27 protein-coding genes are annotated in these 25,407 nt (G+C 38.4%); 22 read left to right on the top strand and 5 right to left on the bottom strand.

All coding sequences use genetic code 11. The features are described from left to right. Positions 1-136: 136 nt before the first annotated feature. From ACU8V8_RS12215 to ACU8V8_RS12200, 4 genes are all read left to right on the top strand, one after another. Entirely contained in the window at positions 137-1,228 is a 1,092-nt protein-coding gene (locus ACU8V8_RS12215) for a helix-turn-helix domain-containing protein (protein WP_446887673.1), read from the top strand. A gap of 158 nt (positions 1,229-1,386) precedes the next feature. Then, positions 1,387-2,409, top strand: a complete 1,023-nt coding sequence (locus tag ACU8V8_RS12210; protein ID WP_446887672.1) for a hypothetical protein — start codon at positions 1,387-1,389, stop codon at positions 2,407-2,409. Between the two features lie 136 nt (positions 2,410-2,545). Next, the gene (locus ACU8V8_RS12205; RefSeq protein ID WP_446887671.1) at positions 2,546-3,133 is read left to right on the top strand and encodes an acyl carrier protein phosphodiesterase; all 588 of its coding nucleotides are present in this window, start codon (positions 2,546-2,548) and stop codon (positions 3,131-3,133) included. 563 nt (positions 3,134-3,696) lie between these two features. Next, positions 3,697-5,007 (top strand): type II toxin-antitoxin system HipA family toxin, encoded by a 1,311-nt coding sequence (locus tag ACU8V8_RS12200; protein WP_446887670.1) that lies wholly within the window; start codon positions 3,697-3,699, stop codon positions 5,005-5,007. An 18-nt stretch (positions 5,008-5,025) separates the two neighbouring features. On the opposite strand, the gene ACU8V8_RS12195 is transcribed toward ACU8V8_RS12200, so the two are convergent. After that, positions 5,026-5,334 carry a hypothetical protein gene (locus ACU8V8_RS12195; RefSeq protein WP_446887669.1) on the bottom strand — a complete coding sequence of 103 codons (309 nt, stop codon included), beginning with the start codon at positions 5,332-5,334 and terminating at the stop codon, positions 5,026-5,028. A gap of 225 nt (positions 5,335-5,559) precedes the next feature. Between ACU8V8_RS12195 and ACU8V8_RS12190 the strand changes: the two genes are divergently transcribed. The 10 genes from ACU8V8_RS12190 to ACU8V8_RS12145 all read left to right on the top strand — a co-directional run bounded on the left by ACU8V8_RS12190 (position 5,560) and on the right by ACU8V8_RS12145 (position 11,978). Next, a complete protein-coding gene (locus ACU8V8_RS12190) occupies positions 5,560-6,792 on the top strand; it encodes a Vgb family protein (protein ID WP_446887668.1) in 1,233 nt (410 codons plus the stop codon). Positions 6,793-7,142: 350 nt separating this feature from the next. Beyond that, positions 7,143-8,480 carry a tetratricopeptide repeat protein gene (locus ACU8V8_RS12185; protein WP_446887667.1) on the top strand — a complete coding sequence of 446 codons (1,338 nt, stop codon included), beginning with the start codon at positions 7,143-7,145 and terminating at the stop codon, positions 8,478-8,480. Further along, positions 8,476-8,886, top strand: a complete 411-nt coding sequence (locus tag ACU8V8_RS12180) for a GGDEF domain-containing protein (RefSeq protein ID WP_446889637.1) — start codon at positions 8,476-8,478, stop codon at positions 8,884-8,886. Before ACU8V8_RS12185 ends, ACU8V8_RS12180 begins: the two co-directional genes overlap by 5 nt. Positions 8,887-9,267: 381 nt before the next feature. After that, positions 9,268-9,837 carry a superoxide dismutase [Cu-Zn] SodC gene (sodC, locus tag ACU8V8_RS12175; RefSeq protein ID WP_446887666.1) on the top strand — a complete coding sequence of 190 codons (570 nt, stop codon included), beginning with the start codon at positions 9,268-9,270 and terminating at the stop codon, positions 9,835-9,837. Positions 9,838-9,857: 20 nt separating this feature from the next. Further along, a complete protein-coding gene (locus ACU8V8_RS12170; RefSeq protein WP_446887665.1) occupies positions 9,858-9,995 on the top strand; it encodes a ChaB family protein in 138 nt (45 codons plus the stop codon). After that, positions 9,976-10,092, top strand: a complete 117-nt coding sequence (locus ACU8V8_RS12165) for a ChaB family protein (RefSeq protein ID WP_446887664.1) — start codon at positions 9,976-9,978, stop codon at positions 10,090-10,092. Before ACU8V8_RS12170 ends, ACU8V8_RS12165 begins: the two co-directional genes overlap by 20 nt. Positions 10,093-10,340: 248 nt before the next feature. Further along, complete coding sequence (locus ACU8V8_RS12160; RefSeq protein ID WP_446887663.1) at positions 10,341-11,195, top strand: alpha/beta hydrolase; 855 nt, start codon at positions 10,341-10,343, stop codon at positions 11,193-11,195. Between the two features lie 17 nt (positions 11,196-11,212). Next, positions 11,213-11,551, top strand: a complete 339-nt coding sequence (locus ACU8V8_RS12155) for a hypothetical protein (RefSeq protein ID WP_446887662.1) — start codon at positions 11,213-11,215, stop codon at positions 11,549-11,551. 11 nt (positions 11,552-11,562) lie between these two features. Beyond that, entirely contained in the window at positions 11,563-11,754 is a 192-nt protein-coding gene (locus ACU8V8_RS12150; protein WP_446887661.1) for a DUF2975 domain-containing protein, read from the top strand. Continuing rightward, positions 11,754-11,978 carry a helix-turn-helix domain-containing protein gene (locus tag ACU8V8_RS12145; protein ID WP_087532356.1) on the top strand — a complete coding sequence of 75 codons (225 nt, stop codon included), beginning with the start codon at positions 11,754-11,756 and terminating at the stop codon, positions 11,976-11,978. The genes ACU8V8_RS12150 and ACU8V8_RS12145 overlap by 1 nt, the downstream gene beginning before the upstream one ends. A 71-nt stretch (positions 11,979-12,049) precedes the next feature. Here ACU8V8_RS12145 and ACU8V8_RS12140 read toward each other — a convergent pair whose 3' ends face one another. Then, on the bottom strand, positions 12,050-12,367 hold the full coding sequence (locus ACU8V8_RS12140; protein ID WP_446887660.1) for a hypothetical protein: 318 nt from the start codon (positions 12,365-12,367) through the stop codon (positions 12,050-12,052). A 75-nt stretch (positions 12,368-12,442) separates the two neighbouring features. Between ACU8V8_RS12140 and ACU8V8_RS12135 the strand changes: the two genes are divergently transcribed. From ACU8V8_RS12135 to ACU8V8_RS12120, 4 genes are all read left to right on the top strand, one after another. Continuing rightward, positions 12,443-12,919 (top strand): serine hydrolase domain-containing protein, encoded by a 477-nt coding sequence (locus ACU8V8_RS12135; protein ID WP_446889636.1) that lies wholly within the window; start codon positions 12,443-12,445, stop codon positions 12,917-12,919. A gap of 252 nt (positions 12,920-13,171) precedes the next feature. Next, positions 13,172-13,762 (top strand): hypothetical protein, encoded by a 591-nt coding sequence (locus ACU8V8_RS12130; RefSeq protein ID WP_446887659.1) that lies wholly within the window; start codon positions 13,172-13,174, stop codon positions 13,760-13,762. Positions 13,763-13,764: 2 nt separating this feature from the next. Further along, entirely contained in the window at positions 13,765-17,121 is a 3,357-nt protein-coding gene (locus ACU8V8_RS12125; protein ID WP_446887658.1) for an Ig-like domain-containing protein, read from the top strand. A 345-nt stretch (positions 17,122-17,466) separates the two neighbouring features. Beyond that, positions 17,467-19,533 (top strand): catalase, encoded by a 2,067-nt coding sequence (locus tag ACU8V8_RS12120; protein ID WP_446887657.1) that lies wholly within the window; start codon positions 17,467-17,469, stop codon positions 19,531-19,533. A 41-nt stretch (positions 19,534-19,574) separates the two neighbouring features. On the opposite strand, the gene ACU8V8_RS12115 is transcribed toward ACU8V8_RS12120, so the two are convergent. Continuing rightward, positions 19,575-20,723, bottom strand: a complete 1,149-nt coding sequence (locus ACU8V8_RS12115) for a hypothetical protein (RefSeq protein ID WP_446887656.1) — start codon at positions 20,721-20,723, stop codon at positions 19,575-19,577. 156 nt (positions 20,724-20,879) lie between these two features. Here ACU8V8_RS12115 and ACU8V8_RS12110 point away from each other — a divergent pair, with 156 nt between their 5' ends. Then, positions 20,880-21,125, top strand: a complete 246-nt coding sequence (locus tag ACU8V8_RS12110; RefSeq protein ID WP_192542693.1) for a hypothetical protein — start codon at positions 20,880-20,882, stop codon at positions 21,123-21,125. A 60-nt stretch (positions 21,126-21,185) separates the two neighbouring features. Here the strand turns inward: ACU8V8_RS12110 and ACU8V8_RS12105 are convergent, their stop codons facing one another. Then, positions 21,186-22,883 carry a sensor domain-containing diguanylate cyclase gene (locus ACU8V8_RS12105; protein WP_192542692.1) on the bottom strand — a complete coding sequence of 566 codons (1,698 nt, stop codon included), beginning with the start codon at positions 22,881-22,883 and terminating at the stop codon, positions 21,186-21,188. Positions 22,884-23,043: 160 nt separating this feature from the next. Between ACU8V8_RS12105 and ACU8V8_RS12100 the strand changes: the two genes are divergently transcribed. From ACU8V8_RS12100 to ACU8V8_RS12090, 3 genes are all read left to right on the top strand, one after another. Continuing rightward, positions 23,044-23,244: a PhnA domain-containing protein gene (locus ACU8V8_RS12100; protein ID WP_446887655.1), complete on the top strand. Its 201-nt coding sequence runs from the start codon at positions 23,044-23,046 to the stop codon at positions 23,242-23,244. A gap of 113 nt (positions 23,245-23,357) precedes the next feature. Then, positions 23,358-23,585 carry a hypothetical protein gene (locus tag ACU8V8_RS12095; protein WP_446887654.1) on the top strand — a complete coding sequence of 76 codons (228 nt, stop codon included), beginning with the start codon at positions 23,358-23,360 and terminating at the stop codon, positions 23,583-23,585. A 188-nt stretch (positions 23,586-23,773) separates the two neighbouring features. After that, positions 23,774-24,451: a glutathione S-transferase family protein gene (locus ACU8V8_RS12090; RefSeq protein WP_446887653.1), complete on the top strand. Its 678-nt coding sequence runs from the start codon at positions 23,774-23,776 to the stop codon at positions 24,449-24,451. Between the two features lie 64 nt (positions 24,452-24,515). On the opposite strand, the gene ACU8V8_RS12085 is transcribed toward ACU8V8_RS12090, so the two are convergent. Continuing rightward, positions 24,516-25,145: a HugZ family pyridoxamine 5'-phosphate oxidase gene (locus ACU8V8_RS12085; protein WP_446887652.1), complete on the bottom strand. Its 630-nt coding sequence runs from the start codon at positions 25,143-25,145 to the stop codon at positions 24,516-24,518. Positions 25,146-25,407 lie beyond the last annotated feature (262 nt).

The following is a 25,407-nucleotide window of genomic DNA, read 5'->3' as shown; positions in this document are numbered from 1 at the left end:
CACATTCCCTAACAAAGTCTTTTTGCTAACTGAAAAGTTACTTTGTACTATGTTAACTAGGTAAGTTTATACGTCAGGTTAAAAGCGCACTGTTATGCAAAATACGTCTCCTTATTTTCTGCTGGTTTTCATTTGTATGAGCTTGATGCTTTTAAATGCGCTTAAAAAAGATAAGCAGCTGGTTCACTATTTATTTGTCGTATTTTGTGGCTCGCTGTGTATGGTGGGGGCGCAAAAACTCAGTGCACCGAGCGTGGGTGAATATCAGTATTTTATTGGCTTGTTTACTTGCGCAACGTGTAATGTTTCGTGGTTAATTTCACGGGCCTTATTTCGTGAACACAATCCTATTTCACGCAGACATGTGGCCGTTGCTGCAACTATCGCGCTTTTGATCATGTTTAATCAAACATGGCACTATTTGGTTAGCCTTGACCCGCAACCACTTTCTAGCAGTCATATAATGTGGCGATTAAAACAAGGCATGAATGAAATAACAGGTTTACTTTCATCGTGCATTTTAGTGCTTTCTTTTTGGGAATCGCTGAGAGGTTTCAATAGCAAAACACACGCTCAAAAAGTGCAGTCGGTGATTTTTGCTAGTGCGTACTTTTTAGCGGTTGTAAATGCCAGTATATTACCTGTATTTATATTTAGCCCAGCGGAGATTGAGCTCTATAATCCGCTAATTATCACCTCTTCTGCGCTGTTAATTGTATTTGCAATGCACACGGTCATGACTCTTCAAGCAAGTAATTCACACAAAAAAACGCGAGATCAAAATGATGAGAATAAGGTTGGTTTTGATAGTGATGAAGTAAAGCATTCCAGTGATAGTAATCATCAAGAGCAAATACCACCCGAGTTGGTGGCAGGCATTTCTAAACTGATGGACGAGCAGCAGTTATTCTTACAAACAAATCTTAAAATTTCAGATTTTGCACAAGCACTTCAGGTGCCTGAATACAAAATTAGCCGCGCTATTCGATATCATTATAAGGTGGCTAACTTTAATCTGTTTATTAATCAATACCGTGTAAATTATGCGAAAGAGTTATTAGCAAGTGAACAAGCTAAAGAATGGAGTATTTTGAGCATTGCACTTGAGAGCGGCTTTTCTTCCCTTGCAACGTTTAATCGTGTGTTTAAAAGTATTGTGGGCGGTATTCCTAATGAGTATCGAAAACAAAACGGTAATTATAATAATGTGAATATGGGGCCCTGTTGACATGCTTAGGCTCTACTTCAAATTTAGCACTTTGATTTGCACTTCTCAGCGCTATTGCGCTTGCCCACCCATGCAAATGAAAATGATTTTTAATATCTTTTATTTTTTGGCGTAGTTATATACACTTTATAGTATTCAAATTTTAGAACTCAATTATTATGAAGTCAGTATTTAAGTGTATGGTATTGGTTGGTTTGTTAGGTTTGTCTGGTTGTGGCTATTTCGGTGCAACGACGCAATCTTTTTCTATTGAACAGCAAAGAGCGCTACAAGCAGCACTATTACCCGCAGAAAATGTGATGGTGAATGCGTTTGAAAATGCACAATTTGTTGGCTTAGGTGATGCCCATTATTATGCAAATTATATGGCTGCAATTACAAAGCTGGTGACCTCTGAGCGGGTAGTAGAGCAGGCAAGCATGGTTGTTGTGGAATTTGGAAACCAAAAGTACCAATCGTGGGTAGATGAGTATGTAAGCGGCGCCGATGTTGATGAGTCACGCCTACCATTAGTTACTCGTGAGACTATTTATTTTACTGCTTGGCTTAGTGATGAGTATGTAGACTTTTTCAAAGCTGTGAGGGCTTATAATTTAGTACCCGAACATACAAAGAAAATTCGCGTGGTACTTGCAGAGTCGTATTTTGATTGGGCACAAGTGCAAAACTCAGAACAGTGGCGTCAAGCTGCTGAAAATAAAGTTGATGGCTTTTTTCAGCAAATAAAACCTTTACTCAATAGCGGCGAAAAAGCGGTGTTGGTTTTTGGTGGCTTTCATTTACTTTCTAGCAAGCAAAAAGAACATACATTAATTGATAAAATAGAGCATGAAAAACCACACTCCACTTATGCTATATGGCCGATGATCCCAGAGCCTTTAGCTAAGGCGTTTGAACCAGCACAGCGAGGGATTATTGCTACAAACAATACGGTATTGCGCTCAGTGGATTTTGCCGATATTTTACCTAAAGCTAAAAACACCCTCGCAACCATGAAAATGCAAGATGCAAAGCTTGCCGATATGGTGGATGCATTTATGTATATGGGCCCTAATAGTCGCGATTTATCAGTGTCTGATAGTTCACGTAACGATGCTAAGTGGATGGCGCAAATGCACTCTAGAGTTAAACTTATAGGCGGACGCTTACAAGCCCGCTTTGAAAGTATACTAAAAGGTTAATGCAATGGGGTATTTTATCTGCCCCAACTTTAATACCGTGGCGTTAGCATCTCTTTGGGCTTATTTAATAGCTGTCATTTCCTCTATAGCTAAATTCACGTATGCTTTTATTGCATAACGAACTCTAAGGGATATCTTGAATTACTTAGCTCACCTTTATTTAGCAAAGCCTACGGCCGATTCACACTTTGGAAATTTACTCGGGGATTTTGGTGGGCGTAAGCATATAGAACAATTACCCACCACAGTTGTAAATGCATTAGATAACCATTATTTAGTCGATAAATTTACTGATGCTCACCCCTTAGTGAAAGAAGCGAAACAGTATTTTTCACCTGGGCGTAAGCGCTTTGCTGGGGTGGCGATTGACGTGCTATTTGATCATTTTTTAATTCAACATTGGCATGCTTTTAACACCCAACCATTGTGTGATTTTAAGCAAATGAGTTATGGTTTTTTACAACAGCGTATTTCTGTTATGCCGGGTAAAATGCAGCGAGTAGTCACCAGTTTGACCGAAAACGATTGGTTTAAAGAATACGAAACCCTCGACGGTGTGGGGCTGGCACTTGATAATATTGCAACGCGTATTCGCTTTAGTAACACTTTTACTGGCGCTGCTGAAGATATTACCCGTCATTACACTGAATTAGATGCTATTTTTTTAGCATTCTTCCCTGAGTTGATTAAGCATGTGAACCAACGAGGCCTTGAAAGCGCTTAAATAAGCGTGGTTTGTCTGAATTTGAAATTTTAATCGCTAATTTTGTTCAGGTTTTAAGTTTAGTTTTGCATACTTTTTTTGTTTGTAGTTCATTTTTGTGAGTATTACATTAAGTTTGGCATGTTTTATATCTGTCTAGTGTACTTTTTGTTGTTTAAGTTTATTTTAGTGTACTTTTAATCTTGTGGATATATTGTTGTTTACTATAATGAACTTATTATAGTTTTGGTTCACTTCTATGAGCCATTAATTTAAGGAGTTGAAGGTAATGAGTAGTCTATACAATTTGAAACAACAGATATTAACACTCTTGCAAGAAATTGAACGGTTAGAGTCTTCATATTTCAACCATGATGAAACTTTTCCGTTGTCTGATATTAGGGATCGCGTTAATCAATATTGCACAGATAATAGCATCACAATAGATATCTTTTGCGAACTCGCTTCAATTAGCAAAGCGACCCTTTATAAAGCATATAACAGCCCTGGATCAGCTAAACGGTCAACCATAGAGTCTATCTTAAGTGTATTAGGGGATTATCAATTACTGGTAGGAAGATGTTATGGAAATTAATCGCAGGGCAACGCTGTTTATAAATCATGGCAGAGCAGGAGAACTTATAGAATATAGGGATAAGAGTCTATCAGGTAAGGAGGAATACAGTTTTGTCTATGATGAAAATTATCTAATGAAAGGTGTGCCAATTGGGCATCATTTTCCACTAAGGAGTGAACCATTTTGCTTTGACATTCTCCCGCCATTTTTTACTAATTTGTTATCAGAGGGGTGGTTGCGTAAACATCAAGCAAATAAAGCAAGGCTCGATAAAAATGATGAGTTTGGTTTGCTGTGTGCTAATGGTAAGGAGTTAATTGGTGCTGTTGCTATTGCAGCGGGTAAAGTATCAAACTTAACGGATCGTCAGTTGATAAGTGTCCCTATTCCTGACTCTAAAGTGCTAAATCAGCAGAAAGTAACTATTGTTGGCTCACCTGCTAATTTTAATGATTATGCAGTTGATCATGCGAATGGGCAATCGATATCAGGTGTACAGCGGAAGTTACTTATGAAATTAGAAGGTAATAAACTTATACCTACAGTATCCGGTGGGCAATATATTGTTAAACCTGCACCAGAAGCTGCGCCTTTTCTACCGGAAAACGAATTTTTCATTATGCAATTGGCTAGAAAAGTTGGCTTTGATGTTGCGGATTGCGGGCTGGTTCCATTTGAGAATGGTGAGCTTGCTTATATAACTAAGCGCTTTGATGTAATCGACAAGCAGCAACGTTATTTAATCGAAGATGGGGCATCGCTGTGCCAAGTTCATCCAAAGCACAAAGATAGTGATGCTTTGAGTTATGAGAATGTACTTATCAAATTGACTCGGTGTGCAGGCAACAGTAAAGCTGTGACGCTAAAGTTGTTTTTACAAGTTGTATTCAGCCACATAGTCGGTAACAACGATTTGCATTTAAAGAACTTTTCAATGCAAAGAAAGCCAAATAAAAACAATAATATTATGGATTTAGTTACGCCCATGTATGATATGTTGAGTTTGGCACCTTACCCTGTATTCGACCAGGCGTGTTTTATGTCTTTTGGTGTTCTTGCTATTGAAGAAGGGGGAGAAGGTGATTTTAGTGACGCCTATAACATCTTTGGTTTTTATACTAAAGATGATTTCGTTCAACTTGGTGTTAATATTGGTCTGCCTAAATCTATGGTAGAAAAACAGTTACAAGCGCTGAAAGTTAAAGTGCTTAAGGTCATTGATGATGGCTTTCGCACACCGATCCCTGATCACATATACGATGTTATTATCAAACGTATTCGCGAGCGTTGTCGTACATTAGAGCTTACTCCCCCATAACTGTTTATTTGTTACATTTTAATCATCAGGCCCTTTAAGGGTGAATACTAAATGCTTGCGCATATCTTTTAAAATTACGCCTTTTTTAAGCATTGCACCGCTTAAGCGTTTTTGCCATTTTAAAAGTTCTGGTTCTGCTGCCGCTAGTGCTTGTTCATCCTCAAATTGAAAACACATCAGTAGTGAACCTGGGAATAAGTGATATTCCACATCAAACCAGCATTGCAACATACCTTTTAGTTCATTGCGACCTTGTTCTTCTATTGTGTCGGCAACATTCAGTACAAGTGTTTGTTGCTTGATTTGCACGGCAGAGAGTTTTTTCATTGTGTAATCCAAATTAGATGGCTGAAAATAAAGCCTGAAAAAGTGATTATACCTGAGCTTGTTGGCAGTCAGCAATGTGGCGGTAAGGTTTTTATATAATGAGGTTTAATTTGACGATAAACTATTTTTAATATTGGCGCTAAAGCGTGGTAATTATTGCAAAATAAACATTGATGGTAAGTGTTTTTACCCTATGCTTTAATGATAAAAAAGTAAGGGGGCGTTATGAGTAGGGATAAATCTGTAGTTAATAAATATGTAGCTGTAATGGCCGTATCAGGAGTATTAATTTCACCAGTATCTGTTTTGGCCAAAGAGCCGAAGCAATTAGTTGAACAGTTATGCAGTAGTTGCCATAGCCTTAAGAATCTCGATCGCAGTGCGGGTTATAGCCAAGAACATTGGAAAACGCTTATTAGCTACATGGTTGATACTGGCTCAGATACGCAATTAACTGAAGACATAAGTGCTTATTTAGCAGAACATTATCCAGTTAACGCTAAGCGTGACTCAAAGGTAGTTGATGGAGATCTCAAGTTAAACTTTAAATATTGGCAAGTGCCAACACTTGGCCAACGTGCGCGGGATCCAGTACAGGGTAAAGACGGAATTATTTGGTGGGTTGGCCAATGGGGGAATATTCTTGGTCGGTTAGACCCGCAAACAGGAGAGATGAAAGAGTATACTTTGCCAAGTGGAACGTTTGCTCATAGTGTGTCCCTTGATAAAAGCCTGACGCCTTGGTTTTTAGGCAATAAAAATGGCACTGTAGGGTATTTAGATTTGGCAACTGAGCAGTTTAAAGTTTATGAAATGCCAGATAAAAACGCCCGAGACCCGCATACAGGTGTATTTGATGATGCCGGTACATTTTGGTTTACTCTACAACATAGCAATATGATTGGTAAATTAGACCCTAAAAATGGCGATATACAACTGGCAACTTTACCCACTAAAGGCTCTCGCCCCTATGGTATAAAACTTGACTCAAGTGGGACGCCTTGGGTGTCGTGTAATGGCAGCAACTGCTTGATTAAGGTTGATAGAAATTCTATGAAACTGACTGAAATTAAGCTGCCCGGTGCGAGTACCCATACCCGTAGACTAGCAATTACCCCTGATGATATGATTTTTTATGTGAACTCAGGCATGGGTAAACTGGGGCGTTACAACCCTAAAACAGGCAAAATCACTCAGTGGGATAACCCCAGTGGCGAAGATAGTCACCCGTATGCCATTGAATATGCTGATGACGCTATTTGGTTTAACGAGTCAGCTAAACGCCCTGAAACCTTAGTTAGGTTCGACCTTGCAAGCGAAACCATGCAAAGCTGGCAAATACCCAGTAAAGAGGGCGTTTATTCTGGCTTAATAAGGCACATGCGAATGGGTAATAATGGGCTTATTATTCATCAAACAGCGACGAATCAACTAGCTGAAATTACATGGTCCAAGTAATGTTTGTGTTCCATATTTATTGTTAACCCCATTGGTTATGGACGATAGGGTTAAACTGGCAAATTAGCTACGTTTAGCTATCTTTTTAAATATGACTAAACCTAATGAAAAATGATGGATTTAGCCCGTGTATCGGTGAGCTTTTGCTATTGGTTAGCTATTATTAAATTTTATTTAGTGCAATAATCGTTAAGATTTTTAAAAGCGACAAATAAAATAACAAGCGTCGCGCAGTAACCTGAGGGATTTTGGGTATGTACAGGATGTTCTTCTTTTTAATTTTTTCAACAAACCTTTTTGCTAATGATGTTAGTGACATGATAAATCGAGTTTATTATGGTCACACCACAATGATTGAGTCCAAAACTATATTAAATACACTTGAAGCTGGCATACCCTATGCAAACAGTATGGATAATGCACGAATTATGGCTTTTAAATGCTGGTTTCTCGAAACTGATACAGCGCATAAGCGGTATACATTTAAATCTTTTTTTACGCAGGCTACACAGGTGGTCAATAGATCTGGCTCTAAAGTACTTCAGTACTCACTTGATGTGTGTGAGGGCTCACAGTTTTATAGTCAAGGGTTATATACACAAACAATAGCCAAGTTAACCCCGATTACTGAACTAGCTCTCACATCTGATAACCGTAGCGCCGATATGTACTCTGTTATTGGTTTAGCAAATAAAGTATTAAGCCGTGTATATGTTGCGCAAGGGCAATACGAGCTCGCATTTTCTGCAGCGCAAACGTCTTATCAAGCTTATGATCTAGCAAATAACCCATACGAACGCGCTTTAAGTCTTCGTGAAATTGCAGGTATACATTTAGCGCTTGCTAACTATGGATTAGCGATTGAGCAATTACAGCGTGTTAAATCAGAGTTAGCTGTATTTAATGTACAAGAGCAGTATAAAATCACTGACGAAATTGCTTATGCGTATGAACAAAAAGGGGATACTAATAAAGCCATTCCTCTTTACTTATCGATTTTTGACCCTGTTAGAAAATTTGAAGATGATGATGCTTTTGCATATTTAGTAATCAAAGTTGCAGAACTGTACACACAATTAAGTGAATTTGACAAGGCCAAGCTTTATTTTAATCAAGCAAAACAACTTTCATTTAGTAGTGAGTGGATCATGCAGTTGCATGCATTAGCGCATGGCGAGTGGCTTTTAGCTACAGGTGATCTTGCTGCTGCAAGACGAAAAAATGAAATGTTAACTCAATTTGATAGGCAGCAAACATGGCCAATGGGTTTCACTAAGCGCTACCTTACATTTTTTTCGCAGCTGAGTGCGCAATTAGGTAACTACAAGCAGCAAGTAGATGCACAAGACCAGTTGCTGCGAATAGTAAATGGCCAAGTGAAAAGTGTAGCTGATAGAGTCTTATTATCAGAGCGATTAATGTTTAATTTTAATCAGCAAAATAGAGAAATAGCCAGGTTAGAAGAAGTAGCCGAAATTAAAGGAGAACTTTTGGATTTAGCGCTGGATAAATCTTTGTGGCAGCGAACGGCTTTAGCTTTTATGTGTGCACTGTTTTTATTTTTAACTGTATACACTTACAAGCAAGTTCAACATAAAAAGCATTTCAAACTATTAGCATTAAAAGATGAGTTAACGGGCATTGCAAACCGACGTGCTATTTTAGATATGAAAAAAAAGGGCAATTAGTCAGGGTAAAGAAACTGGTAAAGCAAGTTCGCTCATCTCTATTGATATTGATCACTTTAAAGCGGTTAACGATGAATATGGCCATGATGTTGGTGATGAGTTGATAAAGTCGATAGTTAATACTTTGTCTCATTCGATACGCTCGTCGGATAAAGTCGGCCGAGTAGGTGGGGAAGAGTTTTTAATTGTGCTTGAACGGCAGTCTTTGCCACACGCTTTAGAAGTTGCGCAAAGGATTAGACGTTCAATAGAGCAGCAAATTCATACTACAAAGAATATTAAGGCAACAGTTAGCATGGGAGTGGTCGAAGTCAATGCTACTGAAACCCCTGAAGAAGCAGCTAAACGTGCTGATCTTAATCTTTATGAAGCCAAAAAAAGTGGCCGAAATACCATTGTTGCGTAAAAATTTTTAATACAAACTAAATTAACGGGCTTTGAAATACTTTGTAAATGATTAAAAGCCCGATTCACCAACTTATTTTATTCACATAAGTTTATGCATTTTATTTGTTAGCAAATCCTACTTTTATCAAATATGTAAACTTGTCTATTTCTTTGTAATTATGCCTTAGTTGCGGCGTAATTTATTATAAAATTAAGAACTACAAAGTTAATATTCATGCTTGTTAATTTATTTTAAAGTTTTATATCAATGTGTTACCGTGTTTTTGTCGCTGAGTTAGTAATTTTTCCAGTTTGGTATGAAGATTGAATCTTTGTATAGAGGCGCCGCTTAAATTAGCGATTGTGTTCTACCAAATTTTTACTAAACGAGGAGATTAGAATGAATAGCTTACAGTTTAATTCAATGATGAAAAAAAGTATGGCACGTATTTTAAAACCTGCTTGTGCCGTATTATTTACCAGTGTATGTCTACAAAATAGTGCCTTGGCGAATATTGACGTTGAAATGTATCAGGCAACCAAGGCCGGGCAGGGGCAATCATTAGGCATCATCACGCTGTCAGAAAATGAACACGGTGTTACTTTTACCCCCGATTTAAAAGGCTTAACGCCAGGCCAACATGGTTTTCATGTTCATCAATTTGCTAGTTGTGAGCCTAAGGGAAAAGAGGGGAAAGTTGTTCCTGCTGGGGCTGCTGGTGGGCACTTTGATCCAAACAGCGCTGAACACCATGATGAGCCGTGGAGTAACGGTCACTTAGGCGACTTACCTGCGTTATTTGTTAATGAGCGTGGCGAAGCTAAATCGCCTGTTTTAGCGCCAAGGCTCAAGCTTGAGCAGCTTAAGCAACATGCAGTGATGATCCATCAAGGAAGCGATAATTATGCTGATGAGCCTAAGCCATTAGGTGGCGGCGGTAAACGTGTTGCTTGTGGCGTAATTAAGTAATAGTAATACGGAGGTCATTTATGCCTTATCAAAATACAAGCGAGTTACCTGACTCGGTTAAAAGTAACTTACCTAAACATGCTCAAGAGATATATCAAGAGGCTTTTAATAGCGCTTGGGATACTTATGAGGATCCCAGTGATAGAAAAAAACGATGACGACCGTGAAACAACTGCACATAAAGTTGCTTGGTCTGCGGTTAAAAACAGCTATCATAAAAATGAGCGGGGTAATTGGGTGAAGTCGAATAGCTAGCTATTGTTGATCTGTTGAGCAAAAGCTTTGCCATTAAAGGTTAGTAAAACCTAAATAATTTAAAATAGCTTCTACGATACTGTAGCGGCTTTTTTATGTCTATGGAAGCACATGAGCTCGATATTATGTAAAGTGGAAAGACGTTAGTTTAACGTTATAAACAATAACAAGTTATCGATTATCGATAACTTTTGTTGCTTTTTTATTTTTTCAGTGCCATAGTAAATTCTTTACTAGGGGAGCTTAAAATGAAACACAGGTTACTAACTGTTGTTACGGTAGTGTTAGTTGTGCTGCAAACTGCATGTACGACAATCTCAGTTAATGAGTCACACTTTTTGAATCCGGATAAAAAGATACAGGTTAAAAAACTTAATAAAATAGAACCAACAGCTACAACAGAAAACATAACCATTAATGGGTTTGACGATGTGACGTTGAGTGGCACCTTGATAAAGGTTGATAATGCGCAAGCAACGGTCATTTATTTTGGTGGTAATCAATTTCGTGTAAGCGTTGCTGGAGGTGAACCCGCGCAGCAAATATTGCCAATGAATGTAAATATTTTAATGGTTGATCATCGAGGTTACGGTAATAGTGAAGGCACGCCAACAGTTGAAAACTTAAAGCGCGATGCATTGTCTGTTTATGATTATTCCGCCAACCTTGTTGACCTTGAGAATGCCCCTATTATTTTGCATGGACACTCTTTAGGCAGTGTCATTGCAGGGTACGTCGCAAGCGAGCGGCCTGTGGATGCGTTAGTACTTGAAGGCAGTATTACCAATGTGCAACAAATGACATCGCAACGTATACCTTGGTTTGTAAAGCCGTTTGTAGAGCTTAATTTTAGTGATGAGCTCGCTAGGGTTGATAATTTAAAAGTCGTGGAATCATTTACAGCCCCGCTTTTAATAATTACCGGAGAAGACGATAAGCAAACACCACCTGTATTAGCTGAAACTTTATACCACCATGCGCTTTCAAAGCAAAAGCAATTATATATTGTAAAAGGCAAGCACCATGGTAATGCATTAACTGGTGATAAGTTACAGCTACATTATCAGCGATTAGTAAAGCAGTTGAACGAAAAGAAATCTTAAAATGAAAAAAAATAGTAATGATGAGTAACGTAATACTAACGTTACTTTTTTTGACCCTAGCCACTTTATTAATAACCACCCTTGTAGTGTTACTTAATGGCAGTGATGTTTTAAACTTTACTCAAGCCAATGGTACCCACTTGTGGATAGGGCTTGATGTGACCGGTTCTTGGAAAAGTATCGCAAATACATTATCGGAAAATAGCTTTAATACAATGACTTGGTTGGCGTTGCCGCAAATGCTGCCATACGTTATTATAAATCTTATTTTAATACGCTTATTCATGCTTTACCGCCAAGGGTTGTTTTTTAATTTAAAAATATTCAATGCTTTAAATGGCTTGGTGGCTTATTAATACTACAATTTTTGTTTGTTGCTTTTTATCCCGCTTTGTTAGTAACACTGCTAAATATGTTCACAGGTAGTGAGCTCAGACGAGCTGTAGTGATTCAAGATACCGACATTATAAGCTTTATAGTTGGGCTTATTATTTATGTTATTGCATGGATAATGAAACAGGCTCAACAGTTACAACAAGAGCAAGAGTTAGTAATTTAATGGCAATAATAATTGATTTAGATGTGATGCTTGCAAAGCGTAAAATGAAGTCGGCAGAGCTTGCTGAAGCTATTGGTATTACTGCGCAAAATTTGTCCGTATTAAAAACTGGGAGAGCAAAGGCTGTTCGATTTACGACGCTTGATGCTATTTGCAAACACTTAGAGTGTCAACCGGGCGATATCTTACGTTTTGAATCTGATGTAGACAAAGACGACCGCTGACGAGTAAATAACAAAGCACTCTTAAGTTCTAATTTAGTAATTCAACAGGCGCTATTTATGTACTTGATAAGCTACTCTTCACGAGAGATCTCAAGTGACAGAATATTTGCCTGGCTTACCTTTTTTGATAAGACATAATAGTTGTCGGTAACAGCCTGTAGCTGGTCACAAATTTGCACGCAAAGTGTAGCTAACTCTTGTTGAGGCTTTAATCCTTCACGTTTATAGCCGTAAAACCCAAGTTGATATTTGTTGTTCCTAAAGCTGCGATAGTAAATACCGTCTTTGCTAGGGAATACACGCAGCTTTGCCCCTGATACTGTAACTAATTTTGTTTTGGTACTGATATTTTCAATTGTATTGTTGGAAGCTGCGATTATTAATTGCACTTATAAGGTGTGTGTTACTGAGCCATACCGGAGGCGCAAGTGCGAGTTCCTGTGTGTGATTGTCAAAAATAATAGATTCAACAGCATATTTATCAAAAAGCGGGTATGACCGATAGTGGGAGTTTTGATTTAGATGTGCCTATTAAAAATACGGCAAGAAGTTATTGGTATTCATTTGAAACCAACGCCATCACTGAGAATTTAATGAAGCAAGCAGTCAAAGGCGGCCCTGCTGGTGGCGGGTACTCAACTGTTGGTGATTTGCATAGATTTGCGCTTTCATTAATGAGTAATCGGTTGTTAAATTCTGAGTTAACTTCTCAAGCTACATCGGCAAAACCCGAGATGCTTTCACCTAATTATGGGTATGGTTTTTCGGTCAGAGGCGATGAGGGTAATCAAATTATTGGCCATAATGGCGCTCATTTAGGTATGAGTGCACAGCTTAACATTTATCGTGATAAGGGATATATACTTGCCGTGTTGGGAAATAGTTCCGGTGGGGCTGAGCCAATCGTAATTGCGGCTAATAGTTTGATTGAGCAGCTATAAAGCATATTTTAATTAGTGATACTCAAAATACCCTCTCATCGCTGTTGCTTCTTAAAGGGGCTGCCATTGTTGCAAAGTAACGCCTTGATATTAAGTCCCGGCAGAAATTCTGCATCTTAAGGTGGCTTGGGTATATAGATAATGGATTATTAATACTTTGTTGTTGTATGTATCTCCTGTGTTAGTAGATATGTTTGAATTTAGGTTTTTTTTTGCTAGAGTGCATGTTGTGGATTAGTAGGTTTATCAAGGATGATGATGAAATACATATTAATTTTTTGCTTTTGGCAATTAATGATGAGTATCAAGGTTATTGCTAATACGACCTATATTCTTCATTCCCCTTTGAATATTCAGCGTTCCTTTACTACTCAAATAGTTAATATACTCCCAGATAATAAGTTCGAAATGATTGAATTTGATTCAAGATCAATCCTATTGTCACATTATTTTTTTGAGCATAGTGGTATGAGTATGCAATGTACTCAAGAGCCATCAATTGAGTTAAGTACTAAATTTGGTAATGCGTATAAATATTGGCTCAGTGGAAGCACTTTTTCGTCGTGCGCAATATCAGCTACTAATTTCTTTCAGGGTAAACACGATAATATAAAAGCCAATACTGCTGACCTGAATGTGATAGTTCTGCCAAAGCCTCAGAGTGTAAAGCCTGACTTATATATACCTACTAACACAAAAATAACACCGATATTTAAATTAATATCTTTAGTTAAATTCAATCATTCTCATCCAGAAATATCAAAAATGCTTATACGTAATCAAAGTATTGTTGTTGGGAAAAATGAGAATACCTACCAATTATTATTAATAAAAAGGAATTAATAGTGCAAAAAAGTAAACTAACGAAAAGTGCGTTTTGTGTAGGCGTTGCTTTAGCATCAACCTCGGGTTTTGCAGCTAATAGCTGGTTGTCACGCGTTAATACGGTTGACGATCATCAACAAAAGAGAGTAGTCACTGCGCAGAAAGTTCAGTCTATATCAGCGGTGAGTACTGACTCATCTAAAGCGGTTTTCGATATCACTGTGTCGTTATATAACAATCCTCAAGGATCAGAAAAAGTGGTTTATGAGGAAATATTTGCTCATTTTGCTGATGCTGTTTGTGAGCAAACAAATGGGGAGCATAAGCTTGGTAAAGTAAGTGTATTTAGAGAGAACAAGCACCGTTCGAAGTCAGATATTATTTGGGGCGAAAGAGAGTGGCCACGAGCTAATGCTTCTGGTTTTGGTGCCAATGGTATGCATATTTGGTTTGGTGATGTTTTTCCTAATGGCTCAGGCCCAGGGAAAGATCATGATATGTTACAAGACCCTCAAGGAGCAGGGTATACTTTAGCTCATGAATGGGGCCATTACGCATATGGTTTATTTGATGAATACCAAGGGAGTGCGGATTCAGGCGAACCTAGTACGCCAATTAATACAGATACAGCTACAACCTCTATAATGAGTAATCAGTGGCAAGCTATAACAGCTGGTATGCAATGGTTAAATCACTCTACTGCAGACACTATTGGTAATATTGACCGCACAGCGCAAGGGCGTGTTTATGGAAAAAGTGCTTGGGATGTTTTATTGCAAGATGCAAAAGATGATCCTAAATTAGGCCGTAAAACAGCACAGCCAAACAGAACACGCTTTCTTACTTTGGCAGATAATGCGCCTGATGTAACAACGCCGCTAAAAATTGAATTGCCAGCGGAACAAGCTTCTTGCCAAAACCAGCTTGACGTAGTTTGGGTTGAAGGTGATATAGATATGCAAGTTGTGATAGATCGTTCTTATAGTATGTATGGTCAAGCAATAAATAATGCAAAGCAAGCAGCTAAAATTCTTGTTGATGCGACAGCAGAAGGCAGCACATCTATGGGACTTGTTACTTTCTCAAGCGACCATAATGTTCAGCAAGATTACCCTATTACAAAGATTGAAAGCCCAGACTTATCTGTTAAAACAGAGCTTAAGGCAGCAATAGATGCTATCCGTGAAAATGGGTCTACGGCTTTGTATGATGGTTCACAGTTAGCACTAGAAAATTTAACAAGTTTCCAGCTAAGTGAAAATAGTGGTGCGCCTGGCGTTGTATTTATTTTGGCCGACGGCGATGATAATGATTCAAGCTATACACAGCAGCAGGTTATCAATAATTATCAAAACGAAAATATTCCTATCTTTAGCTTTGGTTATGGTAATGCATCACCCACAGGCCCATTGTTAACGCTTGCTAATGAAACGGGTGGGAAATACTTTTCTTCACCTACTTCACTTGCTGAGATTGTAGATGCGTTTTTACAAGCCAATGCAGTTGCAACAGATAATCAAAATTTAGCATCATCAACTTTTATTATTGATAGTCTACAAAGTGCTACACAAGCTATTGCTGTTGATTCTGGCTTGGATAATATAAATGTGTTTATCAATCATAACGCTAATCTTGATGGTGTGCAGTTAACGCTTTTAGACAGTAATGGCAATGAAGTAAGTGATGTGGCCTTTGATTGTTTTGACGCTGCTGGAACGCTGTCTTGCAGCACGAATATTACGAGTCAACAAATATCGTCACACGGCATGGGAGAGTGGCAGTTACAGGTAGCTAATATAAATGATACCAATAACTTAACAGCCACTGTCAATGTGAGTGCTGAACCAAGTTTATCAGGTAGCTACACGGTGAGTGTTGAAGGCGCTCAAGGGAATGCGGTTACCTATCCAGCTCCTATGATTTTAACTACAGCTATCACTAAAGATAAATTGATTACTGGTGCTAACGTTGAGGCAACAATTACAGACCCGAATCAGACTTCAACTAATTTAGAGATGCTTGATAACGGTCTCGAAGGAGATGCCATTGCAGGTGATGGTATTTACTCTGTTATAGCACCCTATAATGAAAATGGCATTTATCAAATTGAGGTGAATGTAAATAATGAAGGGGGCAATGCGATCTATACTACAACAGGTTTATTAACAGCAACACTTGATGGGTCTGTGCCTGAGATGGAAGCCTTACCTAGTATAGATGAAAACTTTGTTCGCATTAGTAAAACTTCAATAGTCGTCAATGATGTTCCTTCTTCTGATGGTAACGATAGTTACGATTCTAGCGATGAGCTGGTTTCAAACAATACTGATTTAGATGGCATGATAGATGGCGAAAACGATTTAGATTTTTATGAAATTAATGATATAGACACGACTAAAGAGTTAGTTGTGCGTGTTGCTGATTTGAGTTTAGGAATGGCACCAAATCTTAGTTTGTATAAATCAGATGGTACAACTGCGATTAAAGAAAATATTACTTTGCAGAGTAATCCATCTAAAACTGATTATGTATACTACAAGCTAGATACAGCGGATTTAGAATCAAAAATTTATGCTGCAGTAAAACACGAGGATGCAACTGCTACTATGGGTGGCTATCAAATTAGTGCCGGTGAGCCGCTTAATACGGATACACCCCCTAATAATGCGCCTGAAGTGAATGTTGATAATGTATCTATTTGGTCTGGGGAAATAGCCGTTATTAAGCCTCTAGATAACGACTCTGATGCCGATGGTGATACTTTAGTTATCGATAGTATACAAACTGAAGGGACTATTGGGTTAGTTACTTTGGCAGGAAATGAAGTTACTTATGATGCATCTTCTGCATTCTCAGAGGAAGCACCAGGAACTGTTTTAACAGATTCTTTTACATATGTCGTAACTGATAATAATGGTGCCTTTGTTGAAGGGCTAGTCACGGTGACTGTAAAAATTAATACACCACCTTCAGCTGAGCCAGACACAGTATTAACCTCAAAATCATCAAGCATAGTAGTAAACCCTTTAACAAACGATAGTGATGACGATGGAGATGCGTTGTCTATCGTTTCGTTTAACGCTGATGGCATTAAAGGAACAGTAACTAGCAACGAAGATGGTACTTTAACTTATGACCCTGCAGGTAAGTTTAATGATTTATATTCAGGAGAATCGGCTACTGAGTCGTTCAGTTATAATGTGTCTGATGGAAATGAGCAGGTGACTACTACTGTGACAGTCACTATTACAGGTGAAGGTTCAGAGCCAGAAGAAGACTCTGGCGTGGTGGACAAACCTAAAAGTGATAGTGGTAGTCTATTTTGGCTTACATTACTGTTAGCACCGCTTTCGTTACTAAGACGCGGTAAAAAATAGTCTAATCTAAAGGTTTTTCGACTTCTAAAAAGGTCTTCGTAAGATATTTATGCGAAGGCCTTTCTTATTGGCTCAGACTTCACCTGTTAATAAAGTGCTAAAATCCTTCATAAATTAGTTGGTCATCGCTTATTTTCTTATTGTTTCTTATAAAAATCGCTACGAGAAAAGATTACATTGACTGTGTAACCTTTCTATATTTTATAACTGGTTCAGCACCAGATGATTATTGTTGCCTGATTTTAAATAACTTTTTCTCTGGTCTTTATTTTGCTTACTCCTATCTGCTGTTAACAAGCGCTGTTTTATATCGCTACTTGAAAAATCTATTTAGGAAGGAAAATCATGGCAGAATCATTTAAATATTCAAACAAGCAAGGGCACGGCGGTGAGCTGCATCAAAGTGCTGATAACAATCACCCTACGCTGACGACAGCGCAGGGCTGTCCTGTAAGTGATAATCAAAATTCATTAAAAGCAGGGCAACGCGGGCCAGGGTTGTTGGAAGATCATGTACTTAGGGAAAAGCTGTTTCATTTTGATCATGAGCGTATTCCAGAGCGGGTTGTTCATGCGCGAGGTTATGGCGCTCATGGTTACTTTGAAACTTATGATGCTTTAGATGATTTAACTTCTGCGGATATTTTTCAACGTAAAGGCGAAAAAACGCCGGTTTTTGCGCGCTTTTCAACAGTTGCAGGCAACAAAGGATCACCTGACTTAGCCCGTGATGTGCGTGGCTTTGCTGTTAAATTTTATACTCAAGAAGGAAACTGGGATTTAGTGGGTAATAATATTCCAGTATTTTTTATTCAAGATGCAATGAAGTTTCCAGATTTAGTTCATAGCGCTAAAGCTGAGCCTGATCGTGGTTTTCCGCAAGCACAAACCGCTCATGATAATTTTTGGGACTTTGTCAGTTTATCGCCAGAGTCTATGCATATGATTATGTGGGCTATGTCAGATAGAGCAATTCCGCGTTCACTAAGGTTTATGGAAGGGTTTGGGGTTCATACTTTTAAATTTATCAACGCTAAAGGCGAAGAGAAATTTGTTAAGTTTCATTGGAAGCCAAAAGGCGGTATGCAATCAGTTGTGTGGAATGAAGCGCTAAAACTTAACGGTGCCGACCCTGACTTTCACCGTCGTGATATGTGGGAGTCAATTAATCAAGGCGATTACCCAGAGTGGGAGTTAGGTGTGCAAGTGTTTGATCAGCAATTTGCCGATGAATTCGAGTTTGATGTTTTTGACGCCACTAAGTTGATCCCAGAAGAACAAGTGCCAGTAAGAGTGATTGGTAAGATGGTGTTAAATAAAGTAGTTGATAACTTTTTTGCCGAAACGGAACAGGTGGCTTTTTGTACGCAAAATATTGTGCCTGGTCTTGATTTTACTCCTGATCCTTTATTGCAAGGTCGTAACTTTTCATACTTAGATACTCAAACTAAACGGTTAGGCGGTCCTAACTTTACACAAATTCCTGTCAATGCGCCAAAATGCCCAATGCGTCACTTTTTACAAGACGGGCACATGGCAATGCAAAACCCTAAAGGTCGAGTAAACTATGAGCCAAACTCTTGGAGCGGGGATGAACATAACCCTAGGGAATGTCCAGTACATGGTTTTAAAAGCTCAGACGCAGAAGCACAAGGCAGTAAATTACGTTATCGTTCAGAGTCATTTAGTGATCATTACAGCCAAGCACGTCAATTCTATTTAAGTCAAACAGACGTTGAACAAATGCATATTCAAAACGCTTATGTGTTTGAGCTTTCAAAGGTCGAACATCTACCAATTAGAGAGCGATTAGTCTCCCACTTATTAAACATTGATGACAATTTAGCTGAAAAGGTTGCTAATGGGCTGGGCTTACAGCATATGCCAGAGCATGCAGAATCTGCCCGTGAAACTCGCCAAGATTTACCATTATCGGATGCACTGAGTATTTTAAAAAATGCACCTAATACGTTTAAGGGAAGAAAGCTGGGTATATTAGTGAGTGAAGGGTTCGATGCCAAAATTTTTGCTGATTTAGCAAAAAGTCTTGCTAGTGAAGGTGCGAGCTACGAAGTGATAGCACCTCAAGTTGGTGGCGCTAAAAATAGTGATGGAGACCATGTTACAGCAGACCAGGTGATTAATGGCGGACCGTCAGTACTTTATGATGCAGTGATGTTATTAACCACTGCAGAAGGAGCAAAGCAATTAGCTGAAATACCCGAAGCGAAGGATTTTATCTCTGACGCACATGCCCATATGAAGTACATAGGTTTCACTGACGAAGCAACGGCGTTAATTGAAGCTGCCGGTTTAAAAGGGCAAAGCGATGATGGTTGGTTGAACTTAGCTAAAACTTCATCTGCTGAATTCATTAACACTCTTGGTAATCTAAGATACTGGAAAAGGTAGTTTTATGCATTGAAAGGCCAGTTTTACTGGCCTTTACTTTATTATAATGCTTCTAAGCTGCGCTCTAACATAGCTTGGATTTGTTTAACTATTTTTGCTTCTGTTTCTGGCTCAAATTGCGCGATGCGTGGAGTGTGAATATGTCCTGTTGGGATATCTGAATTAAGCTCATCACGCAGACGAATACTGCGATAAGAGATTTCGTTAGACAAATAACCACCGCCACCGCCTTTAACCGCAATCGCACCCTCTAGTTCAGCGAGTGATTTTGGCTCAAATGCTTTTTCTAGCGTGATCACTTTATGGTTATCATTTATTTTAAATGGCCCCTTGGCCTGCTGCATTTGCTTTACAGGTAAGCTAAACTCAACAAACTCATTACCAGGTAGGGGGTGGTCATTTAAACGCGATATTTTAGGGTCTGTGGCCGTTCCACCATAAACAATATTGGCGTTATCTGGCGCTGTAACACTACGACGTTTACCTGGAAAACGCTCCAAATCGAACTCTTTACCACCCATGCTTACGGTGACAATCATGTCGACATTATTTAGTGCGTAATAGGGCGCGAGTAATTGTTCAATAATACCTTGGTCAAAGTCTTCATAACGCACAGGCACCATCACTGTATTTACTTCGGCAGTTATTCCTTTGTAGCTAATAACTTGGCCATCAAGTAATAATGCCGCAACACCTGATGGATTGCTCTGATTGATATTTCTATCAAGTAAAAATGGGTCAAAGCCAGTGAGTAAGATTTTTTTGTCGGTATTTTTTGTATAAGCAAGATCAGTTCTGCCGCGGCTGCCATTTTCTAACATAGTTAAAAGAGCCGTTAGCTCAGCATCTGTGATAGCAAAATCAGGTTTATGGGAGCGAATAACTTTACTTGATTGCAAGCGTGCCCAGTACAGTTCACGGTCGTCGAAATTATTGGTTTTGCTGATGCGTTGTTTAGCATCGAGCCAAAGTAGCTTTGAGTAGTCATGGATCAAGTCCGTTGCATTTTTATAGCTTTTTAGGCTTTTCCAGTTCTGTTCAAATTGGTTGATATCATCTGAAAATGCACTCAAGACTTGAGGGATAGCCGTGTTTGCTTTTTTTATACGCAGCTCTTCTACTGTTAAAGAGGCACTAATTGTTGAAAAAGACATTAAAAGTAAACTTGAGCTTAAAACTAGTTTGATCATGTGAGTCCTAAAATTATCTGCTAATGAGTCGACCTATGCTTACTATCCTACTGATCTAATATAAGTGCAAATTAAAACGATAGTTAGCGAACCTCTAGAGGCGATGCTAGCAAACTGTTATTCTACCCACATTAGAATAGTAATAGAGTAAGTAGCGTGATTAATGATAATGATGTAATAAATACCCTTGAAGAACTTGAAGCATTTTTAATTTTAGTCGAAGGCGGTGGTCTTGGTCTTAAAAATGTAGCTGGTTTAGCACTAGCGACGAATAACAGTAATGGCCGACCATTTGTGGCGGTGCTTGATGATAACCATAAATTATTAATGGGTCGTTGGGTAACCCAAGAGGTGTTTGAAAATGGTAAAGAATTGGTTCGCAATGGAATAAAAAAGCATTAATTACTAACCTTGAATCAAATATTAAAAGAGCAATGTAACCTTTAAAGGGCCGCTGCTCTTTTATGATAAAGTGGCTACACAGTTTCGCCCTTGATTTTTTGCGTTATAAAGCGCCTGATCTGCTAATGCGATTGCTTCTAAAATATTATCATCTTCACAAAAAAGTGGATGAACCCCAAGGCTTACAGTAAAACGAATCTCTTCATTTTTTTGAGTTTTTAAAATCGTTTTTTCTGCTTCACTACGAATACGTTGAGCAATATTTTTTGCCGCTTCCAGGTTACAGTTCACGAGCAGTAAAAACTCTTCACCGCCGTACCTACAAGCAATATCATTTGGTCTTTGTTGCTTGGTAATAATTTTTGCAAATTCAATTATGACTTGGTCACCAATGTGATGGCCATAGGTATCATTTATGGCTTTGAAATAATCTAGATCAGCAATTATTACAGATAATTCAGCATTGGCAATTTGGCTCTTGGTGATTAACTGTGAGCTGGCTTTTTCAAAGTAACGCCTGTTGTACAGCTTCGTAAGCGGGTCGGTATCGGCGAGCTTTTTTAATTCTACTTGTGCAGATTTTATGCTTTCTAATGCTTTTATTCGGTAAGATAAAATAAATGCCATCATTAATGCTTCAAGTAAAATACCTATTCCGACACCATGGCTATTTATTTGATTTGATTCAGTTAAACCTTTGTAATACAGCACAGCTAGCATATTGAAAAGGATAAACATCGAGTGACCTAAAAAGAAGTATTTTGCCAAAGGATCGCGTTTTCGCCACAAAGATATTAATACTCCTAAAGTGATAGTCATCATTAATGCAGCTAAACTGCTAGCAGGTTTTAGCGCACTGACTAAGTCAAATAAACTATAAATAAACTCTGCGGCTAATATCGTTAGGATTATTGATAAAGCGATATGCTCTTTTGGATGACGCTTTTTTGTTTCGAAGATGAGCATCATAAAGATGATTAAAAAGCTGGGCATACTATACAAAGTAGAGTTGAATTGAAGTATTTCAGCACTAAAGATACCAAAAAAGTTTGCAGCTAAGCCATAAGAAAGTGCTACCCAAATTGTGCCTGAAATTAGATATAGGGCGTAGACGATATTTTCAACTTTTCTAGCTGATAAATATAAGAAAAAGTTATAAATCATCAATGCGAGCATCATCCCCACAAGTAATGCAGTATAGTTACTGCTACTGACTAAGGCCCGCTTAGAATGTTCTTCATCGTATAATTCCAATGAGTACCATTGATGAGAAAAAGTGACACTTTTAGAGTAGATTGTTTTCTTTTCACCAGCCGCGAGCATGAATGAGAAGATAGCGCTGCCGCCAAATATATCCGCTTTATGGCCTGACTTATCAAGCTCAATATTGGTTTGGTTTAATAGTTTACCTTGTTTTGTTTCATAAAAATCAATACGTTGTAGGTGGTATGCATCTGAATTGTGTAAAAATAAACGCAATGTTTGTGTAGAGTCATTTGTAATTATGATTTTTGACCAAGCTGTTTTAGCATTTGGCCCTAAAGTTATTTCATTTTTACTAGGGATAAATGGTTGTTTTTGAATTTGCTCAAAAGTCATTTCTTGGCTTGTATCAATGAAATAACTCATTTGAAACTGGGTTAAGTTAACTGGTGGGGCTTTTATATTTACGCTTGTATGAGAATCAGGCTGCGCTTGCAGATTTATCGCTAGTGATAATAAAAAAAATATAAGTACAAATGGAACTCGATTTTTCATGTATAAAATCCCTATTACGATTAAGGGTATTTTCAACTTAAATAGCTTATTTGTCGAGTAACAATCGCTCATCTAATAAATTATTTTACCTTTTAGGTAATTAGACAAACTAATAACTAACAATTACTATAACTGCACCTTTATTAACTTAAGCTAAAGTATGTCTTTACCCATCTGCCCCAGATGCCAATCTGAATTTGTATATAAAGATTTAAAAATTAAAGGCAGCTCACAAGTTATAAAAATTGGCACCAAAGCGGTAGTTCGCTGGATCAAAGATAGTAAAGATCACCAGCTTGATTGTAAGGTCGATGGTGTAGGTGAAATGATGGTAACAGCCAAGTTTGTAAAAAAAGCCTAGGAAATAAATTCCTTTAACAATTTTTAATGCCTGTTAGTCTCATTTAGGTGTATCTCAATACAATCATCGCGGTAATATTAGGTTTTGATTTTTATGTCTTATTTGGGAAGAAAATGAAGTTTTTAGCTGTAATTTTATGTGTAGTATTCATCGGTGGTTGTGCTAATTCGCAAACGAGTGCTGAAGCTAATGATGGGTTGATTTGCAAGATGGAAAAGCCAACCGGTAGTAATATTGCTAAACGTGTTTGCCGTACGCCAGAGCAAATGGCTGCTATTGAAAAGCAAAGTAAAAAAGCGGTGCATAATATTCAACGAAATAGCACCAACAATAATAATTAATCGTGATAATTATTATTTAGTCAGGTCTCTCCTGTGCCTGACTTCTATCTGCAATACCTAGCTTATCTTAGCTGTTTTTAATTGAATTTATTCTATAAACAAAACATGCTAAAACTTATTTACAACCTTAATTTGAACGACTGCTCAAGTTGTGTTTTAATCAATATTCAACTATTGAGGAGCTCAGCATGATTAAGTTTTATTTTCACCATACACCAAACCCAATGAAGGTTGCCCTTTTTCTTGAAGAAACGGGTTTAGACTATGAATTAGTGCCGCTTGACACGCTTAAAGGTGAGCAACATACCCCTGAATTTAAAGCGATTAACCCTAACGCCAAAGCCCCCGCCATTGTTGATGGGCAAACGCGCGTGTTCGACTCAAATGCAATTTTAATGTACTTATCTGAAAAGCATAATAAGTTAACAGGTAAGCCAGAAGATCGCGCAGAAATGCTATCTTGGTTAATGTTTATAGCATCAGGGCTTGGACCATATTCGGGGCAGTCGGTGCACTTTAGACATGCAGCTCCTGAAAAACTAGATTACGCAATCAATCGTTATCTACGTGAAGCGCAGCGCCATTATGAAGTGCTAGATACACACCTTGAAGGGCGTGAGTTTATAGTTGGTGATGAATTTACTATTGCAGATGTGTCTGCTTGGGGTTGGATAGATAAAGCAACGGTTGTTTTAGGTGAAGAGGGCTTAGCACCGTATCCACATTTAGCGCGTTGGTTTGCAAGTATTGATAGTCGCCCTGCAGTTACGCGAGCTCGTAAAGTAGGCACCGATATCGATTTTAAAAAAGAGTTTGATGAGCAAGCGCGCCGCGCGTTTTTCCCATCAAATTACCCTAAAGCTTAGTCGTTAAATAAGGGAAAAGTCAGTTAATCTGACTTTTCTTTTTGTATGTTTCTCAAATTAAGTTTTAACTTACGCTGGCTCGCGCATCTTGCGTCATTTTTACCAGTGCTTTACGTACTGCCAATGGGCTGTCGCATGGCTCATCAAATGCAATGTAGTAGTTACGTTTTAGGCTTTGTAGGTAAAATCCTTGCGGTAATAAAGCGCTCATAATTGGTGATGCGTCAGCAAGGTTATAGTATTGTTTTAAAATCAAGCTCATGGCGTCTTGGTGATCAGCATTCATGTGCTCAATCATGCTTTGCTCTTGTTCATCGTCCCACGCCTTAGCTGGCTGTTGCCACTCTGGTTGTTCTAACCAAAATATTTTGCCAAACCCACCAATGTAGCGTACTCGTATTGCATCTAGTTGCCAGAGATTAAAATCATGAGCATTGCGATAACTTTGTGCTTCGGGGTAAAGCGCAATGTACTTATTAATTAGGCTATCGGCATACTCTTGGCTAACTAAGCTACCATCACCGACAATAGTGACTCGACCGTGCTCGTTTTGATCGCCGTGTTCAGCTGCATCAAAAATCGTTAAGCTCATACGTTTATCGTGGCTTAAGTTTTTGGTGTGTTGCGCTATATCACTAATAAAAAAGTAAATGCGCCCTTGGTTCGTCACACATATAAGGGGTAACAGAGCCAAACGGGTAGCCTCTCAAATTATGAGAAAGGGTAGACATAACACCACTACTTTTTTTGAAACACTAACTGTTTGGCCTCATAAAGGGCTTGTTGCCGCATACATACTCCAGTTGTTTAATGGCTTTTTATTGCCCACTATTTTGCTGCTAAAATCACTGTTTTGCAAATGATTCTTGTTTACTTCGTCAGGTTTGCACTATAGTAGCCACATTCCGGTAAATCGGTGAGTTGTTTATTACTCGCAGGCTTTCATTAGTTTCTAT

The sequence above is a fragment of the Pseudoalteromonas sp. SaAl2 genome (assembly GCF_052947895.1).
Note: the sequence above shows the minus strand (reverse complement) of the source record. Positions and strands in the feature narration are given on the sequence as shown.